Genomic DNA, 17,473 nt, shown 5'->3' on the forward strand with positions numbered 1-17,473 from the left:
TGTTCCTTGTTACTTTGCTCTGCTGGCCGCTCCTGTTGTTGCAAGCAAAACGCGCAAGAAAACGCGCTTTACGTTTACCGGAGGCCGCCGGGCGGCGTAGCGGCATGCTGGGTAATGGCGAACCGCTTCGTTTACTGATTTGTGGTGATTCGGCGGCTGCGGGCGTTGGTATAGCAGAGCAGCAACTGGCCTTTTCCGGGCAATTGATAACACTGTTAAGCGAGCGCTATCAGATAAACTGGCAACTTGCCGCCAAAACAGGACTGGATAGCGCTGGTTTAAACAGCTTATTGCAACAGCTGTATTCTCATAACAATGCGGTTTACCGGCTGGATATAGTCGTGGTTTCAATTGGTGTAAATGACGTTACCGCGCGCCGAAGCACTGCTGAGTTTCAACAGCAAATCAGAGCTTTGCTAAACAGACTGGCCACGGATTTTACGGACCCTTTTGTGTTATTCAGCGCTATACCCCCGATGCAACACCTCACAGCTTTACCCTCGCCGCTTAATTACTGGTTAGGTTTAAAAGCCGCGTTGCTTAATCAGGCTTTGGCAACTGAGTTAAGCAATTGGCCCAAAGCGCAGCTGGTATACAGTAACCTGGCCTTAACAGCAGATATGCTTGCTGATGATGGTTTTCATCCCTCTGAATCAGGTTGTAAAGTTTGGGCTAAGCTGGTTTTTGATGCTATTGAACGTAGCTTAATTTCATATAAATAAAACATAAATAACAACGATATACACTTTTGGTGCAACTCTGTTACTATGCTGGCGATTATTTTCCCTATATCCCTACAGAGGTTTTATGAAATTACTTGCTACAGGTTTAGCATTAGTATGCGTTGGATGCACTACCTTTTCTGTAACAGCAGCGACATCACCTGATATCAGCTGGAATTATCTGAGTGTTGGATATGCCAAAGCTAATATCAAAAATATTGCTAGTGATGACATTACAATGAGCGGCTACCAGCTTGGCGCCAGTTATTTGTTATCTGATTATTTGTATATAAATGCAAATTACCAGCATGTATCGGGTGACACTATCGTAGGAGATATTCTTGGTCTGGAACTGGAAGATACTACATATAAGATAGGCCTGGGCGTGCGTCAGGCAGTTGCAAAAAATATTGATTCGTTTTTTGAAGCGGGATATATCCGCTCTGATATAGGCTTGGTTGGCTTTGAACAAGATAGTTTTAATGGCCTTCAGGCAGCAGCGGGTTTCCGATATCGCATAGTGCACACTCTGGAACTATCTGCTGCAGTGCGCTATAACAATGGTTCTGACGCAGAAAACAGCACCTTTGGCGATATTGAGGTGCGTTACAGGATTACGCCGATGTTTGATTTGTACGCCAATTATCAGTTTGACAGTGATGCATCGTTACTGGGCACTGGTGTGGTATTAAACTTCTGACATGACATCTGAAAACAGATACGCCGATTTACCGTTTTCGCAGGCTTGTGAAAACAATAAAGCAGCTATTTTAACTGTGCTGCAGCAGGCTTTTGCCGATTACAGCAACGTGCTTGAAGTCGGTAGCGGCACTGGCCAGCATGCGGTGCATTTTGCTGAGCAGTTACCGCATTTACGCTGGCAGGCGTCAGATCAGCCGGTCTATCTGCCGGCGTTAACAGAGCGTATTCGCCGTGCTGCGTTAGCTAATTTACCTGCGCCGCTGCAACTGGATATCTGTATCGATCCAAAACCTGCAACGGCAGCAGATGGCTTATTTACAGCCAATACGTTGCATATTATGCCCTGGCCGGTGGTTAAGCATTTTTTTGGCCGTTTAAACGAGCTGACAGCAGCCCGGGCCAGTTTATGTATTTATGGCCCCTTTAATTATCATGGCCAGTTTACCAGTGCCAGTAATCAGGCATTTGATGCCAGTTTAAAAAGCCGTGACCCGGCAATGGGGATCCGCGACAGTGAACAGATCCTCGAACTGGCGCAACAGCAGGGTTTTTATTTAAAACATGATTATCCGATGCCCGCCAACAACCGCTTACTCTGGTTTACTAAACATAATCTTAGCCAATCTTAGCCAATCTTAGCGAATCAGGTCACTTTATTCTTTATCGCATATTGCGGCTTTAAGTATTCGCCGCTTGCTACCAGCCTGGCCAGTGTCGTTACCGCCTGCCAGATATCGACATAGCGTAAGTAGAGAGGCGTAAAGCCCAGTCGCAGAATATCCGGCGCTCTGAAATCCGCCACCACGCCATGCGCAATAAGCGCCTGGCATAAGGCATAGGCATCAGGGTGCCGATAAGCCAGCTGACTGCCCCGCTCTGCCGGCTTTAGCGGCGTTAACAGTTGCAGTTGCTGTAAACAGTCATGCTGTTGCAGCAACTGGTGAAAGCAGTGACTAAGCGTTAACGACTTTTGTCGCAACTGGCTCATATCAACATCGTTAAACACCTCCAGGGCGGCGTCCAATACGCTCATCGACAGTATTGGCGGCGTGCCGGTTAAAAACTGGCTAATACCCGGTGCTTTCTGATAAGACTTGTCAAAACTAAAAGGCGCGCTGTGGCCCATCCAGCCAGATAATGGCTGATGCACAGCGCTGTGGTGTCGCGCAGCGACATAAACAAATGCCGGTGCACCGGGGCCGCCATTCAGGTATTTATAGCCGCAGCCTACCGCAAAATCGACATTGCAGGCATCGAGCTCAATCGGCAGTGCGCCGGCACTATGGGCCAAATCCCAGATCACCAGAATGCCTTTGGCATGGGCTAGCTCAGTAAGCCTTTGCATATCCAGCAACCGGCCACTGCGAAAGTCGACCTGAGTCAGCAGCAATACGGCAACCTGTTCGGTTAAACTTTGCTCAAGCAATTCGTCACTGGCATTTTCTGCAATCAGTTTTAACTGACAATCCTGTTCGCCCAGTAAACTGGCCAGGCCCTCAACCATATAAAGATCGGTTGGAAAATTACCGGCCTGCGATAACACGACGTTACGGCCCGGTTGCATTAGCATGGCACTGCTTAACACTTTAAATAAGTTAACAGAGGTGGAGTCGCAGCAAATAAGCTGGCCACTGGCCGCGCCAACCAATTGGCTTATTTTCTCGCCCGCAATTGCCGGTAAATCAATCCAGCTATGACTGTTCCAGCTTTTAATTAAATCCTGAGACCACTGCTGCAGCAGTACCTGCTGCGCCCGCTCTGCCGCTAACTTTGGCATGGCGCCAAGCGAGTTGCCATCCAGATAAACGGTGTTTTCCGGCAAGACAAACGCATCGCGCTTGGCCGCAAGCGGATCCTGACTATCTAGCTGCTGTAAGAACGGCAGGCTTATTTCAGTCTGATTGTTTTTTAATAAATGGCTCAGAGTTGTCACTATGCAAAAGCTCCTGCAAGGATGCAATAAACTGCTTATACGCCCGGGTATGGGGATGGATCCAATCAAAATGGCCGGCATCAGCAACCAGCTTATATGGCATATCGCTGGTAGTGGCCTGAGCAAGGGGCACAATGGTATCGACACTACCATGTAAAAGCAAAGTTGCCGGATGCATTATTTGCTGGCGGGGGTTTGCCTGCTGATAACTGGCAAGCTGCTCTGTTGCTGTACCTCCGAGAAACTGCCGGGTTGCGCGCTGACAGCTGTTGGCGCCTTCAGCATAAGCCAGTATATCGGTAATGGCAGCCAGACCAATCACCCCTTTTATTTGCGGTAAAGGGTCTGTTTCTCGGTGCAGATTTCCGTTTTGAACATTTGCGTTTTGAAGATAGTCGTATTGAAGATAACTGCGCCCCGCCGCGAGTAAAGCGAGCTGGCCACCGGCTGAGTGGCCGGCAAGGGCAATATTTTTGCTGTCTACGGCATAAGCGTCAAATGCGATCTGGCTATAGTGTAATGCCTGTAAGATGTCGTCAAAGGTGCCCGGCCAGCCGCCGCCCTCATCACCGGTGCGCCGGTATTCAACAGACCAGACAGCGAAGCCTGCTGATGCTACTGCCTGACTAAACGCCCGGCTATGGCTGATATCATACGCATTTAACCAGCAGCCGCCGTGAATAAACACCAGCAGCGGTGTTTTCGTCTGTGGTTGGTTTTGCGCTGTTGGCGGCAAATACAAGCGGCCATATTGCAGGGTATCCGCGCCGTAATGCAGTTTTATGCTGTTATCGGTATAGGGCAAACTGGCAAGGCTGGCGTAGCTGACGTTAGTAAGCTCCGGTTGCTCTGCCTGGTCCATTATCATATCCGGGTTGAGTTGCTGCCGGGCACAGCCGCCAAGCAACACTGTACTTCCGGCTAAAAAGGCTATTATTATTTTATTCATGCTGTTAGTCAGGCGCTAAGCTTATTCGTGTTGTGTAGTCAGTGTATTAGCCTAATCGCAATCATCATATTCAAATTTAATCTGGCTTAGTACCAAATTCTCTTTTGCAACGGCATGTTATTACTTGTTTTAGTGCTACTGCAGGCCAATATATTTTTAACAGGCAATGTTTTAACATCAACTTTTATCCGGAGGCAGTTATGAGTAACAGCTATACCCCACCAAAAGTCTGGCGCGCTGATAAAGAAAGCGGCGGCCAGTTTGCCAACATTAACCGTCCGGTATCAGGCGCCACCCATGATAAAGAGCTGCCAAAGGGCAAACAGCCATTGCAGTTATATTCCATGGCAACCCCGAATGGGGTAAAGGTGACAGTCTTACTTGAGGAATTACTGGAAGCGGGCATTAAAAAGGCGGAGTACGATGCCTGGCTTATCGATATCAAAGAAGGCGACCAGTTTGGCAGCGGTTTTGTTGCGCTCAATCCTAATTCAAAAATTCCGGCACTGTTTGATACCACTACAGATATCCGGTTATTTGAATCCGGTTCAATCCTGCTATACCTGGCTGAGAAGTATGGCGCCTTTATTCCGGCCGAGCCGGCTAAGCGCACGGAAACGCTGAGCTGGCTGTTCTGGCAAGTGGGCAGTGCCCCTTATCTTGGCGGCGGTTTTGGCCATTTTTACAATTATGCGCCCGAAAAATTAGAATACCCCATCAACCGTTTTACGATGGAAGCGAAACGGCAACTTGACGTGTTAGATAAACAACTGGCAAAACATCAGTATATTGCCGGTGATGAATATACGATTGCTGATATGGCCATCTGGCCGTGGTATGGCGCGCTGGCATTAGGGCGCCTGTATGATGCGGCAGAGTTTTTACAGATTGACGACTACCCCAACCTGCAGCGCTGGGCCAGAGAACTGGATGAGCGCCCTGCAGTAAAACGTGGCAGAATGGTGAATCGCACCTGGGGCGACGGCCCGCAGCTGCCAGAGCGTCACAGCAGTGCTGATTTTGCCAAGGTAACTAACAGCTGACGCGCTACCAGCCACTGACTGTCTGGGTTGAGGTTGCGAAGATGTAGGTAACACCCAGGCCAACCGACCAGCCGCCATCCGCCACAACTAAAGGGCTTTGGCGGTTTTTTGTGCCCGTTACTGTCTCATAGCGGGCAAAGCCAAAGCCACGCCATTTTGCTGAAAACTTTTTACTGATGGCACCGGAAAGCCGCAAGGCAATTAAGCCTGGCCTGGCGTCAAATTCTGGCCTCAGATCTGTCGCGTAGCGGGCCGCAACCTGATAAAACCGATCGGTTAGTTTCTCACTGCCAAACAGCGCACTAACGCCAACGGTATAACTGAGCTTATCGTCGGTAGTCACATCTGCGAACAGCGCAGGCTCAAAGCTGATACCACTGTAACGCATACTATCTTCAATATCGAAAACCGCCCGTACTGGTAAATCCAGGCGCAGCCGGCTACCCCAGACATTATCACTGATAGTCCAGCGCAGGCGTGGGCCCGCTTCAACCAGCGTACCCAGCTCTGGCATTTGGTCGCGCTCTGGAACATCACTTTCTGTTGAGCCCAGCGCAGCAGCAAAACCGATATCCAGCTCCAGAGTGTCACTTTTATAGGCGCGCAGGCCAACATTGTCCCGATCAGCACGAAACAATTCGCCGCGGTAAATCAGGTAAGGCAGCACAAAATTGCGCTGCACCTGCTTATCCGACCCCGGATAAGCCAGCTGTTCAATACCAAGGCCGACGACACCGGCCTCCCATAGCGGTAGGTCGGTTGCCGGCTCCGCGCTTACCCTGGCAGTACAGAAAGCTGCTGTTGTTGCAGTGCCAAGCAGTAATAACGATGTAATCCACTTATTAAGCATAAGTTTCCTGTTCAGTAACCGTCTAATGAAGATAAGGCTCGAGCAACTGGCGTACATTAACCCGGGCGCCAATTCTCGCTGCCAGTAAATATAAACCGGCAATTTTACGATGTAAAAACAGCGCATCGGCCGGCGGGCTGTGCCAGTAGTTTTGCTGCATACTCAAAGCGGTACCGGCCTGGCGCAAACGCAGTGCCAAATCACTTTGGCCAAAATCAAAAGCGCTGCTCTGGCGCAGCGGCTCACAGGCCAGCTCAACCAGATTTAATACTGCTGTTTTTTGTGCAGCTAAAATATTCTGGCTGAAAAAGCCGATTTTGGTCAGGGCCTGTTCCATGCCGGCGAAATCATTGTCACAAGCGCACGCAAATAAAGCCCGATAGCCATTAGTTATTTGCTCTGAATAATCACGACAGGCTCCAAAATCAAGCAATACCAGCTGCTGGCTTTGCCGGTTGTAAAGATAATTGGCGAAATTCGGATCAGTTTGTACCAGTTTAAATTCAAATAACTCGCGGAAAAACAAACTGAACATCAGCCCCAGCACCCTATCCCGCTCTGCTTGCGGTGCCGCTTGCAGAGTTTCAATTGGCTCTCCTGCAACATAGGACATAACCAGAATATTGGCACTGCTGAGTGCCGGATATACCTCTGGCACTAAAAAAGCATCATCTGATGCCAGGTACTGCCGGTAACGCTGCAGATAGTGCGCTTCCTGCAGGTAATCAGCTTCATTTTTCAGCTGCTTTTTTGCCTCAGTCAGTAAACTCTGATACTCCACTTCAGCAGGGATCAGACCGGATAGTTTTAGTAAAGACGCTACATTATCGACGTCGCTGTCGATACTGGTTTTGACCCCGGGGTACTGGATTTTAACTGCCAGCTTATCGCCGTTATCATGATAAGCCTGATGGACCTGACCAATAGAAGCTGCAGCCATTGGTTTAAAGCTGAAATCGGCAAAGTGTTGCTGCCAATCCTCGCCTAACTCCTGACGCAGCACCTGCGATAACTGCTTAGCCGGCATTGGATTGGCGTTGGCGCGCAGCCTGGCCAGCAGCTCCGTCAGTTCAGCCGGTAATAATTCACCGCTATCCATCGATAACAGCTGGCCCATTTTCATCGCTGCACCGCGCATATGAGCCAGCTGATCGGTTACGCGTTTAATATTGGCCGGCGTCAGCAGCATGCTTTTGCTGCTCGGCCTGTTGCCTTGTGCCAGTTGTCTGGCGCCTTCTGCCAGCATACCACCGGCGACCCGCCCAGCCAGTGTTGCCAGGCCGGTGAAACGACTGAGCCGGTTGGTTGGTACCTGAGATGAATTATCAGCCATTACTACCCTTTTTATTTATCCTGTTATGCTGAATTTACGCTGTAAAACCCTGACAGGCTCAGTTAAGGGGCAATAATTCTGTTATTCAGTTTCAGATGCCTGCCAGTTGCTCGGCGGCCAGGGCCTGCTTTTTAATTTCCTGCTGCAGTTCGGCCGGTAACTTTAGCTGCTGGCCCAGCTCATTCAGATAACTGCGCTCCATAAAGCTTTCTTCGTCAATAACCAGGACGCTGGCCAGATACATTTCTGCGGCTATTTCCTGAGTGGTTGCCGCCGTGGCGATAGCCGCAGGATCTAACGGTTTTTGTAATTCAGCATCCATCCAGCGTAACAGACTGGCATCTCGGGTAAACTTAGCAATCTCGGCATCAATAATCTGCCGCTCCCGCTCATCAATATGGCCATCAGATTTTGCCGCCGCAATCACCGCAATCAGAATTGCTTTGCTGTGAACTTCAGCCTCAGCTTCAGGTACCCGATCTATCGTAGCCGGGGTGTGATGCTGTTGCTGCTGATTGTTCTGCTGCCAGTTGCTGTATGCTTTATAGGCGACCAATCCCAGGGCTGCCATACCGCCATAGGTTAATACCTTCCCGCCAAGTTTGCGGCCTTTTTTGCTGCCCAGCAGCAATCCCAGGGCACCCCCTGCCAGCGCGGCTCCGCCTTTTCCAGAGAGCATGGCACCAAGCCCACCAGCGGCTGGTTTGGACATATTGCTGGCTTTGCCCGCGGTATTGCCCAGTAAACCTGAGCCAGACTGTAATAACTGATCTAACAAGCCTTTAGTATTCATGATGGCACCTTATTATTTTTGAAATCAGAATATTGATATTAAAAGATAAAAATAATTCAATAATAACGCTTAAAATCAAACCGGGCTCAGGGCTGCAAGTGATAGTGCTGCAGTAGCGCCAGCTGTTCCCGCTGACAATAATCGCTGATGGCATTGCTTAACGGGCTTGGCCTGAACTGATAAAAACCGCGGCGCAGCACCGGTGAAAAACCCCGTTTAAGTTTATGCTCGCCTTGTGCACCCGCGTCGAAGCGCGACAGTTTATTGGCTATGCAATAGTCGATGCCGGCGTAATAGCAGCATTCAAAATGCAATTTATCAAACTCGGCCAGGCAGCCCCAGTACCGGCCATATAACACACTGTCGGATCTGAAACACAGTGACGCCGCCACCAGTTTATGCGCAGCATAAGCAGCAAAAACCACGATGCTGTCAGCCATATGCCGGCCCCACAGCGCAAAGGTTTCTGCTGTTAAATAGCCGTTATGGCCAGCTCTTTTCTGATAGGTTGCCTGATAAAAGCGGCTGAAGCTCTGCCAGAATTCCGGGCTAAGCTCGTCACCATGATGACATTTGACAATAATACCTTGTTCACTTACCTGGCGGCGCTCTTTTGCGATTTGTTTACGCTTACGGGAAGGTAACGCGGCCAGAAAATCTGAAAAACCGTGGTAATGATGATTATGCCACTGAAACTGCACATCAAAACGCTCCAGCATGCCACTGTCCCTCAGCAGCTGTTGGCTTGCGGGATCAGGATACAGGCACTGGAAGTTGCTGCATGCCAGCTGCTGCTGACGCTGGTTTATGGCCTGCAATAAAACCGTAAACAACTGGCCGGCGTTTTCAGCCGCGGCAATACCAAACCTGGGGCCTTCTGCAGGGGTAAACGGAATTGCAGCCACCAGTTTGGGATAATAACTTAACTGATAGTGCTGATACGCTTCAGCGATGGACCAGTCAAACAGGTACTCGCCATAAGAGTGCAACTTAAGATACATTGGCATAGCGCCAATCAGGCTATCGCCACGGTATAACAGCAAATGCTGCGGTAACCAGCCACTGCCATCGCCGACACTGCCACCCTGCTCTAATGCGCTGAGAAAAGCATGACGGCAAAACGGCATGTCAGCGGCAAATAAGCTATCCCAGGCTGCCGCATCAATGGTTGCTATCTGGTCACACAGCCTGATTTCGGTCATTTATGCTACCTTACTGGCATCAGCACTTTGCATCCGGCCTGAATTAATCAAGTTGCTCTGCTGCTGCCAGTTCTTTTTCCAGCCGGTTGCTTTCATCTGCCCGGGGTTTGGCGAAGCGGGCTAATGCCAGATACAGTACCGGTGTCAGATACAAGGTAAAGACCACTGCAATGCCCAGCCCGCCGAAAACCACCCAGCCAATCGCATTACGGGCTTCTGCGCCGGCACCGGTTGAAAGGATAAGTGGCAGACCACCGAGTAAAGTTGATAATAACGTCATAGCAATAGGCCGTAAGCGGATTTGCGCCGCCTCCTCTACTGCTTTTCTGACTGAATAGCCGCGATCCCGCAGCTGGTCGGCGAATTCAACCAGTAAAATCGCATTTTTCGCCAGTAAGCCAATTAACATGACCAGACCAATCTGAGAGTAAATATTAATCGACGTACCGGTTAAAAACAGCGCAAACAAGGCGGCCGCAATGCCAAAGGGCACCGTCGCCATAACAACAACAGCACTGTTGGCGCTTTCAAATTGAGCAGCCAGTACCAGTAACACGATAATAAAGGCCAGCACATAGGTCATCGTGACTTCACGGGCGGTTTCTTCAAAGGTTAGCGCTTCGCCCAGAAAAACCAGCCCGATATTGGAAGGCAGCGACTGTTGGGCCAGTGAGCGTAATTGCTCAACCGCCTGATCCAGCGGTAAATCTGGCGGTAACTCCATTTCCATTTCAATTGCCCGACGCTGTGCCTGGCGCTCCAGCTCTGCGGCAACTCCCTCTTCTGAAATAGTGGCCAGACTGGATAACGGCACTAAGCCGCCTAATCTTGAGCCCACATACAAATTTGCCAGATCAGAGGGATCAGTCACTGAGGCGGCAGCTGCTTGCAGAATGATGGGTACCGACTGATCGCCGACATTTAAATCAGCCAGATCGTCACCGTTTATCGCTACCCGAAGCGTAGCGGCAATATCGGATAACGGTACACCTAACTCTGCAGCGCGGCGCCGGTCAATGTTTACCCGAAGCTGCGGCTGGGTAGGCTGATAAGAAATACGCGGCATGCCCAGTTCAGGCATTTGTTGCTGAATGGCTGTTGAAAATTCCTGCGCCGCCGCAAATATTGCCGCGTACGACTCACCCGTCAGCGCCAGTTCAAGGCCGCCACCCTGCCCGCGCAGATTAAGACTGTTAGAGCCAAAAGCGCGCGCCGGCGCTCCGGGAATCGCGCCCAGTTGCGGGCTTATCTGATTAATAATTTCCTGCTGCGACTGACTGCGTTCACTCCAGTTTTTCAGCGGTACGGTGATAAATACCAGGTTAGGGTCCCATTGCCCTACTACAGTATAAATAGAGTCAATATCGCCGCCGTTGACATAGGGCAGTAATATTTCTTCCATTTTATCGGCCTGGCGGTCCATAAAGTTCAGGCCGACACCATCGGGGCCGCGGGCAAAGACTCTGATGGTACCGCGGTCTTCCGTTGGCATCAGTTCATTATCCAGCACCAGATACAGTGCACCGGCGCCGCCGGCTGCCAGCAGACATGCAATAAAGACGATAATAGCGTGATCCAGCGTCCAGTGCAGACTGCGGCTGTATATCGACAACAGCCGGTTACCTATGCCAGCAAATATATTGCTGGCATTTTGCTTAATCGGCAGGCGGGCAGTCAGTGCCGGTACCAGGGATAATGCAACAAAAGATGAAATAATTACCGCAGCGGCCAGCACCCCACCAAACTCCCGGAACAACCGGCCGGCAGTTGAGGGTAAAAAGGCGATAGGTACAAACACCGCCACCAGTACCGCAGTGGTGGCCACTACCGCAAAAAATACTTCGCGGGTACCGATAACAGCAGCAGCCCGGGCACCCAGTCCCATACTGCGCCGGCGCTGAATATTCTCCGAAACGACAATGGCATCATCAACAATTAAGCCGGTCGCCAATACCAGGGCCAGTAAGGTTAAAATGTTGATAGAAAAGCCCATTAACCAGATCGCGGCCAGCGCACCGATCAGCGACACCGGAATAGAAAGTGCCGGTACTATGGTCGCCCGCCATGATCCAATGAACAACCACAGGGTAAAGATCACCAGCAATATGGTTAGCGCCAGCGAGGTAATAACTTCGCGCACTGAGCCACGGATAAACTCGGCTTCATCTGAGGTTATTTGTAGCTGCAGCTCTGGAAACCGATTTTCTACCTTGCTGACCAGCGCCAGCACTTCATCGGAAATTTCAATCGTATTTGAACCGGCCTGACGAATTACACCGAGGCCTATTACCGGCCGGCCATCCAGCCGCACCATGCTGTTGGCATCTGCTGGCCCAAAATAAACGGTGGCAACGTCACCAATCCGGGTGTCACCACTGATAATAATATCTTCAACCTGTTCTGCACTGACTGACGTGGCATCGGCCCGGACAATAAGTTGCTGATCAGTAGAGCGCATGCTGCCAGCCGGCACATCAAATGGAGCCAGGCGCAGTGCTGCCGCCACATCGGTTACCGCAAGGTTAAAACTGGTTAACCGCAGCGGGTCCAAAATGACCCGCAGTACCCGCTCTCTGTCACCATTTAATCTGACGTCAGCGACGCCCGGAATAGTCAGAAACAACGGCGCTAAGTCAGTTTCAATTCGCTCGGTCAGCGACTCGAGATCCAGCGTTGTGCTGGATACCGCTATACTGACCACCGACTCAGCATCATTATCGGCTTTAATAATGGCTAAACGTTCAACACCTTCTGGCAACTCCCGCTGCACCCGGCTGACCGCTTCACGGGTTTCATTGGCGGCATCATCCAGGTTAATGCCAGGGCGAAATTCCACCCGCACCCGTGAACTGCCCTCTTCACTGGAAGCATTAATCGATTTAACCCCTGATACCCGCGCTACTGCACCTTCTAATTTACTGGTTACCTCGGTATCAACAGTTTCCGGTGAGCCACCTGGGAAACTTGCGGTTACCGAGACGATTGGCCGGTCAACATCGGGTAACTCTCTTACCTCAAGGCCGTTAATGGCAGCAATACCGGCGATAATAATTAACAGGTTAAGAACGACTATCAGTACAGGCCGGCGAATGGACAGCGACGGCAAATCGTTTTGCACAGGACTGCTCTTCATAAGCCCGCCCTTTGCTCATTTGCTGCCTGCACGCTCTGGCCTGCCCGCAGGCTCTGTACGCCTTCGGTGATCAACATGTCACCTTCGGCTAACTCGGCGGCAACCAGCAACCGGCCGCTTAGCCGCTGTTTGATTTGCACATCAATTTTTTTTGCTTTACCGTCCTGCTCCAGCCAGACATAGGCACCGGTCGCACCCCACAACAGCGCGGCTTCAGGTACTACAGCGTATGCTTCACCCTGAACTTCCAGGGTTACCCGAAAGCTCATGCCCGGCCGGTATACATCGGCGCTGTTATCAAGCAGCGCTCGTACCCGGATGGTGCGGTTGATGTTATCTATCCGCGAATCCACCTGGCTGATTTGCGCTTGCAGGTCGATGGCAGCTCCCTGCCAGGGCTGTAAGGTAATGCTGGGTTGTTGTTGTAACATTGCGAGCGCAGTTTCCGGCGCCCGGAAATTTATTAGCAGCTGCTCGCGGTTATCGAGGGTGGTAATTGCCGTTTGCTGGGTAATTCTGTCGCCGACTTCAATATCCGTTAAACCGACGACGCCGGCAAATGGCGCCCTGACGGTCCGGTCTGCCAGCTCAGTTTCAGCCTCTGCTAACGCTACTTTTAATAAATCACGGGCAGTAATGGCGATGTCCAGCTCATTCTGGGCTATTGCTCCCTGTTGCCGGCTGCGGGTCAGCCGCTCCACAGTGCGCTCGGCATCTGCCAGTTGAATACGGGCCCGGTCGACAGCTACCCGTTGCCGGCGCGCATCCAGCTCCAACAAGATATCGCCTCGCTGTACTTTCTGGCCGGGGATAAAATTAATGGCCGTAACTTTATCAGCAACGGCGGGATAAATAACAACCGACTGAATAGCTTCAGCAGAGCCGACGGCTTCAATCTGGCTGCTTTGCCGCTCAAACTCCACAGGCATACTGATAACCCTGGCTGCACGCCCTTCACCCCGGCTCTGAGCTTGTGCACTAAGGCCGCTACCGGCGGTAATAATGAATAGGGTCAGCCAGAGTGTTTTTTGCCAAACTATTGTCATTTAAGATCCTTGTTACGAATAAATGGGCTGCCCGGGCCTGGCGTTAAATTTATGAAGCCCGCGTCTTAGCTGCGAATATACGGATTTAAACAGATGATGATCACTAAACTCGCTCAATAGGCGATAAGCTGCGGTAATTTGAGTTAAGTAGCTAATGTACATCGACAGTGGCGCATCCGACTGTTAGCATTATTTTATCAGATTACGCTACCTACAAGGGTTTAATGATGACAGAAGTCATGACGGCGATTAAACATAGCGGTGATACCAGCAGGTGGCGCTGGCTGTTTTTTGGCCTGATTGTAGGTAGCGTTGGCTTATCCTGGAGTGGGGTCATTGATCGCTACACCACCGTTTACATTGATGAAGCTTTAGTTCAGGCCAGTTCAGCCTTTGTAATTGCCCGGGCAATGAATGCCCTGATTTCGTTTTTACAGTCAGTTACCTTTGAGTTCAGCGTGGGTATTGGTGGTTCAGTAGGGGCTGGGCAGGTACTTGATCCACTCAATGATTTGGTAGAGCAGTATTCGTCTGCAATGAAGCTGGCCATCGGTTCACTGGTTATTCAGAAGGTATTGCTGGAAATTGTCAGTGACAATATTTTTAAAATATTGCTGACAATTTCCGGTGTTGCTTTACTGATTAGTGCAGTGATAAATCGATCTTTTGCCGCCGGTTATTTGGGTTTATTTTTACTGCGATTGTTTTTTGCTTTGTTGTTTTTACGTTTTGCCCTGGTATTGGTGGTGGCTGCCAACGGCATTGTCGACCAGGCTTTTTTACACCAGCGCACTGAAAATCAGCTGCAAATTCTGGAAAGTATTGAAGGTGTTAATGAGCAGGATAATAAATTTACTAATCCGGAATTACACAGCAGTTTAACGGCCAATATTACTGAGCTGCAGCAACAGGCAATAACCCTTACGCAACGCCTGAGTACTGTGCCACCGCAACAAAGACCACAATTGCAACGCCAACTTGCTGACATTAATAACCAAATCCAACTTGCCGAACTGGCACGTGAAGGCAAAACACCGGGCTTTTTTGCTGCTATATCAAATAGTTTCAGTTCGCTGGGTGACGGTATCGCCGCCATTAAAGATGCGGTCAATCCGCGTCAGGTATATCAGTTAAAACAGCGACTTGATAACGCAGTAGCCAACATCCTTAACTTAATGGCACTGTTTTTCCTGAAAACCCTGCTGTTACCCTTACTTTTTTTATATATATTAAACAAAGGCTTTAAACTGATATGGCGCATCAATCCGGGCCTGGTATTGCAACCTGCGACCAAGTAGTATCAGCATTTTTTTAATTTAAGGAATTCAAACAATGCTGTATATGGTAATGCTGGGCGGCACTCACCCCAAAGCCAATATTGAACTGCATGATGTTGTTTTTGTAGCCGGTGATAATCTTCAGCAAACCTATTCCCAACTCAGGACCTTGTGGTTTGCAGCACCGGAAGGACTGCACATTGATGCCTGGATGGCGATTTCAGGTGTGGGCTCCTATGCCGTTAACCTGGTTGACGCACCGCCAGAAACAGGTCCGACGTTATTTTTTATCAACTTAGGCGGCTATGTTGGCAGCGTATTTGGCGAAGATCACCGATATCTGGTGTTGGCTGCAGATAACAAGGCTGAGGCAAAAAAATTGGCAAAGCAACAGCTGAGCTTAAAATGGGATAAGCCCCATACCGACAATATATTTGAAATTGAGCAATGTCTGGCGATAGAACAGGTTGCCGGGCGCTATATTCAGCTTAACCCGGCACCACATGACGGTTGTTACTTTGAAAACGACTATATTGTTATTGGCTAGCCCGCCCGGTTACAGGCGGGCGGCGAGTCAGACTGTGCCTTTTTGCTGACTAACCCAGTTTTTCACCCGGCGCTCCAGCACGCTCAATGGCAGCGCACCGCCGGTTAAAATGGTGTCGTGGAAGGCCCGGATATCAAACTGTTCTCCCAGTTGCTGTTCGGCATAGCGCCGCAGTTCCTGAATTTTCAGCATCCCAATTTTATAAGCCGTAGCCTGGCCTGGCATTACAATGTAGCGACGTACTTCTGACAGCACCGCGCCTTCAGCAATGGGGGTTTTTGCCAGGAAATAGTCAATGGCTTGCTGCTCAGTCCAGCCTTTACTGTGTAAGCCGGTATCGACCACCAGCCGCACCGCCCGCCACATTTCAGTGATTAGCCGGCCAAAATCTGAATACGGGTTTTGATAAGCACCCATTTCTTTGGCCAGTAATTCAGAGTATAAAGCCCACCCCTCAGAATACGCAGTAAACTGGGCCTGAGTCCGGAATGTTGGTACTGATGTTAACTCCTGCGCAATTGAAATTTGCATATGATGGCCAGGACTACCTTCATGATAGGCAATTGCCTCCATTTCATTTTTCGGCATAGAACGCATATCTGATAAATGGGCATAGTACACCCCTGGCCGGCTACCGTCTGGCGTACCCGGAAAGTAGTGTTGGGCAGCACCCGGCTGTTCCCGGAATGGTTCAACCCGTTTTACAATAAGACCGGCCTTAGGTAAGGTGCCAAAAAACTCCGGCAACCGGCTGTTGATAAAGTCCAGATATTGCTGGGAGTCATCGATATAGCCCTGGCGCCCGGTATCCGTATCCGGGTAGTAAAACTGATCATCCTTTTTGATAAATTTGAAAAATTCCTGCAAGTCTCCCGGAAAGCCGACTTTATTTTTAATTGCTGTCATCTCAGCTGTCAGGCGTTCAACTTCATCCAAACCTATCTGATGAATTTGTTCAGCGGTTAAATCAGTGGTGGTTGAGGCTTTCAGCTGATGGTCATAATAGGCTTTGCCGTTGATTTGTTTACCGACCCCGGTAGCAATAGTATCGGTATTATCGATGTCATCCTGCAGCCATTGCTTCAGACTGCTGTAAGCTGGCTGAAAATACTGCTCTAACGCCATTCTGGCATCATTGCGAAGTTGCTCTGCCTGCTGATCACTGAGTTTATCAGCCGCAATCAGGCTATTGATTTTAGCTTTGGTGTCAGCCCAAAGCGGAATATCCTGCTCAGAATCAGTCAGTGGTGCACCGGCCAGTAAATTATCAAGCTGTTGCATAACGCCTTCATAGGCGAAACGAGGCGGCCGCACGCCTTCTGCAGCATTTTGCTGTGCCCGTTGCAGTAAGTCGGTAATAGCCTTACTGATCCCTTCAATTCGCGTTACATAGGCCTGCATATCCTCGGCGCTATCCACTTTATGAAAATTGATTAGAATTTGCGGTAGTAAAGCGTGGATACCCTGCATCTGGGTAAATACATAATTATTGGTTCTGAATGCTTGCCCGGCTTTTGCCATTTCATACTGATAAACCCAGACGTCATAAGATGTCTGGGCTTCAAGATCAAGCTCATCGTAGTTAAAGTTGGCTTTCAGTTCAGCTACACTTGCTGCGAGCGCAGCCAGCTGCTGCTCTTCAGCGGCAATGGTGACATCGTCAATTTGATCGTACTTGTCTTTGCGGCCAAGAAAGGTCATTTGCAATGGGCTTTGCTGTAATTGCTGCTCATATTTTTCTTCAAACCACTGATTTAACCGCTCTGTGGTGGAAGGGGCCGATACTGCGGTCTCAGTTACAACCGGATTTTCAGCTGAAGTGTTTGTGGTATTTTCAGGGGCTGGACTACAACCGGCCAGAATGGCGGCCACAGCAAGACATAATAACGATTTGCGCATTACAGTTCCTTATTAACGGGCGAAGATAATTCTCAGCGTACCGT

The 17,473-nt window shown here is 49.9% G+C and carries 15 protein-coding genes; 6 read left to right on the plus strand and 9 right to left on the minus strand.

Annotation, left to right across the window (positions count from 1 at the left end; genetic code table 11):
- Positions 1-35 precede the first annotated feature (35 nt).
- The 3 genes from R3187_RS09040 (at position 36) to R3187_RS09050 (ending at position 2,053) form a co-directional block, all read left to right on the plus strand.
- Complete coding sequence (locus R3187_RS09040) at positions 36-722, plus strand: SGNH/GDSL hydrolase family protein (RefSeq protein WP_318966445.1); 687 nt, start codon at positions 36-38, stop codon at positions 720-722.
- Positions 723-807: 85 nt separating this feature from the next.
- Positions 808-1,422 carry an outer membrane beta-barrel protein gene (locus R3187_RS09045; RefSeq protein WP_318966446.1) on the plus strand — a complete coding sequence of 205 codons (615 nt, stop codon included), beginning with the start codon at positions 808-810 and terminating at the stop codon, positions 1,420-1,422.
- A 1-nt stretch (position 1,423) separates the two neighbouring features.
- Positions 1,424-2,053, plus strand: a complete 630-nt coding sequence (locus tag R3187_RS09050) for a DUF938 domain-containing protein (protein WP_318966447.1) — start codon at positions 1,424-1,426, stop codon at positions 2,051-2,053.
- 14 nt (positions 2,054-2,067) lie between these two features.
- On the opposite strand, the gene kynU is transcribed toward R3187_RS09050, so the two are convergent.
- Positions 2,068-3,357, minus strand: coding sequence for a kynureninase (gene kynU, locus R3187_RS09055; RefSeq protein WP_318966448.1), 1,290 nt, complete (start codon positions 3,355-3,357; stop codon positions 2,068-2,070).
- Positions 3,317-4,306, minus strand: coding sequence for an alpha/beta hydrolase (locus R3187_RS09060; protein WP_318966449.1), 990 nt, complete (start codon positions 4,304-4,306; stop codon positions 3,317-3,319). Before R3187_RS09060 ends, kynU begins: the two co-directional genes overlap by 41 nt.
- A 200-nt stretch (positions 4,307-4,506) precedes the next feature.
- Here R3187_RS09060 and yghU point away from each other — a divergent pair, with 200 nt between their 5' ends.
- Positions 4,507-5,349 (plus strand): glutathione-dependent disulfide-bond oxidoreductase, encoded by an 843-nt coding sequence (yghU, locus tag R3187_RS09065; RefSeq protein ID WP_318966450.1) that lies wholly within the window; start codon positions 4,507-4,509, stop codon positions 5,347-5,349.
- Positions 5,350-5,353: 4 nt separating this feature from the next.
- On the opposite strand, the gene R3187_RS09070 is transcribed toward yghU, so the two are convergent.
- From R3187_RS09070 to R3187_RS09095, 6 genes are all read right to left on the minus strand, one after another.
- Positions 5,354-6,199: a MipA/OmpV family protein gene (locus R3187_RS09070; protein WP_318966451.1), complete on the minus strand. Its 846-nt coding sequence runs from the start codon at positions 6,197-6,199 to the stop codon at positions 5,354-5,356.
- A 22-nt stretch (positions 6,200-6,221) separates the two neighbouring features.
- Positions 6,222-7,532 (minus strand): AarF/ABC1/UbiB kinase family protein, encoded by a 1,311-nt coding sequence (locus R3187_RS09075; protein WP_318966452.1) that lies wholly within the window; start codon positions 7,530-7,532, stop codon positions 6,222-6,224.
- A gap of 91 nt (positions 7,533-7,623) precedes the next feature.
- A complete protein-coding gene (locus R3187_RS09080; protein ID WP_318966453.1) occupies positions 7,624-8,325 on the minus strand; it encodes a tellurite resistance TerB family protein in 702 nt (233 codons plus the stop codon).
- An 86-nt stretch (positions 8,326-8,411) separates the two neighbouring features.
- The gene (locus R3187_RS09085; protein ID WP_318966455.1) at positions 8,412-9,527 is read right to left on the minus strand and encodes a GNAT family N-acetyltransferase; all 1,116 of its coding nucleotides are present in this window, start codon (positions 9,525-9,527) and stop codon (positions 8,412-8,414) included.
- 43 nt (positions 9,528-9,570) lie between these two features.
- Entirely contained in the window at positions 9,571-12,660 is a 3,090-nt protein-coding gene (locus tag R3187_RS09090) for an efflux RND transporter permease subunit (RefSeq protein ID WP_318966456.1), read from the minus strand.
- Complete coding sequence (locus R3187_RS09095) at positions 12,657-13,706, minus strand: efflux RND transporter periplasmic adaptor subunit (RefSeq protein WP_318966457.1); 1,050 nt, start codon at positions 13,704-13,706, stop codon at positions 12,657-12,659. The genes R3187_RS09090 and R3187_RS09095 overlap by 4 nt, the downstream gene beginning before the upstream one ends.
- A 224-nt stretch (positions 13,707-13,930) precedes the next feature.
- On the opposite strand from R3187_RS09095, the gene R3187_RS09100 reads away from it, so the two are divergent.
- Both R3187_RS09100 and R3187_RS09105 read left to right on the plus strand, forming a co-directional pair.
- A complete protein-coding gene (locus R3187_RS09100; protein WP_318966459.1) occupies positions 13,931-15,004 on the plus strand; it encodes a hypothetical protein in 1,074 nt (357 codons plus the stop codon).
- A 34-nt stretch (positions 15,005-15,038) separates the two neighbouring features.
- Positions 15,039-15,530 carry a DUF1543 domain-containing protein gene (locus tag R3187_RS09105; RefSeq protein WP_318966461.1) on the plus strand — a complete coding sequence of 164 codons (492 nt, stop codon included), beginning with the start codon at positions 15,039-15,041 and terminating at the stop codon, positions 15,528-15,530.
- A gap of 27 nt (positions 15,531-15,557) precedes the next feature.
- On the opposite strand, the gene R3187_RS09110 is transcribed toward R3187_RS09105, so the two are convergent.
- Entirely contained in the window at positions 15,558-17,429 is a 1,872-nt protein-coding gene (locus R3187_RS09110) for a DUF885 domain-containing protein (protein WP_318966462.1), read from the minus strand.
- Positions 17,430-17,473: the final 44 nt, after the last annotated feature.

The organism is Arsukibacterium sp. (assembly GCF_033721375.1).
In the GTDB taxonomy this organism is placed as follows: domain Bacteria; phylum Pseudomonadota; class Gammaproteobacteria; order Enterobacterales; family Alteromonadaceae; genus Alishewanella.

Bases quoted from the DNA above. Each gene is read 5' to 3' on its own strand.
- R3187_RS09075 (WP_318966452.1), bottom strand. From the start codon at position 7,532: ATGGCTGATAATTCATCTCAGGTACCAACCAACCGGCTCAGTCGTTTC.
- R3187_RS09090 (WP_318966456.1), bottom strand. From the start codon at position 12,660: ATGAAGAGCAGTCCTGTGCAAAACGATTTGCCGTCGCTGTCCATTCGC.
- R3187_RS09050 (WP_318966447.1), top strand. From the start codon at position 1,424: ATGACATCTGAAAACAGATACGCCGATTTACCGTTTTCGCAGGCTTGT.
- yghU (WP_318966450.1), top strand. From the start codon at position 4,507: ATGAGTAACAGCTATACCCCACCAAAAGTCTGGCGCGCTGATAAAGAA.
- R3187_RS09105 (WP_318966461.1), top strand. From the start codon at position 15,039: ATGCTGTATATGGTAATGCTGGGCGGCACTCACCCCAAAGCCAATATT.
- R3187_RS09110 (WP_318966462.1), bottom strand. From the start codon at position 17,429: ATGCGCAAATCGTTATTATGTCTTGCTGTGGCCGCCATTCTGGCCGGT.
- R3187_RS09095 (WP_318966457.1), bottom strand. From the start codon at position 13,706: ATGACAATAGTTTGGCAAAAAACACTCTGGCTGACCCTATTCATTATT.
- R3187_RS09085 (WP_318966455.1), bottom strand. From the start codon at position 9,527: ATGACCGAAATCAGGCTGTGTGACCAGATAGCAACCATTGATGCGGCA.
- R3187_RS09070 (WP_318966451.1), bottom strand. From the start codon at position 6,199: ATGCTTAATAAGTGGATTACATCGTTATTACTGCTTGGCACTGCAACA.
- R3187_RS09045 (WP_318966446.1), top strand. From the start codon at position 808: ATGAAATTACTTGCTACAGGTTTAGCATTAGTATGCGTTGGATGCACT.
- R3187_RS09080 (WP_318966453.1), bottom strand. From the start codon at position 8,325: ATGAATACTAAAGGCTTGTTAGATCAGTTATTACAGTCTGGCTCAGGT.
- R3187_RS09060 (WP_318966449.1), bottom strand. From the start codon at position 4,306: ATGAATAAAATAATAATAGCCTTTTTAGCCGGAAGTACAGTGTTGCTT.
- R3187_RS09100 (WP_318966459.1), top strand. From the start codon at position 13,931: ATGATGACAGAAGTCATGACGGCGATTAAACATAGCGGTGATACCAGC.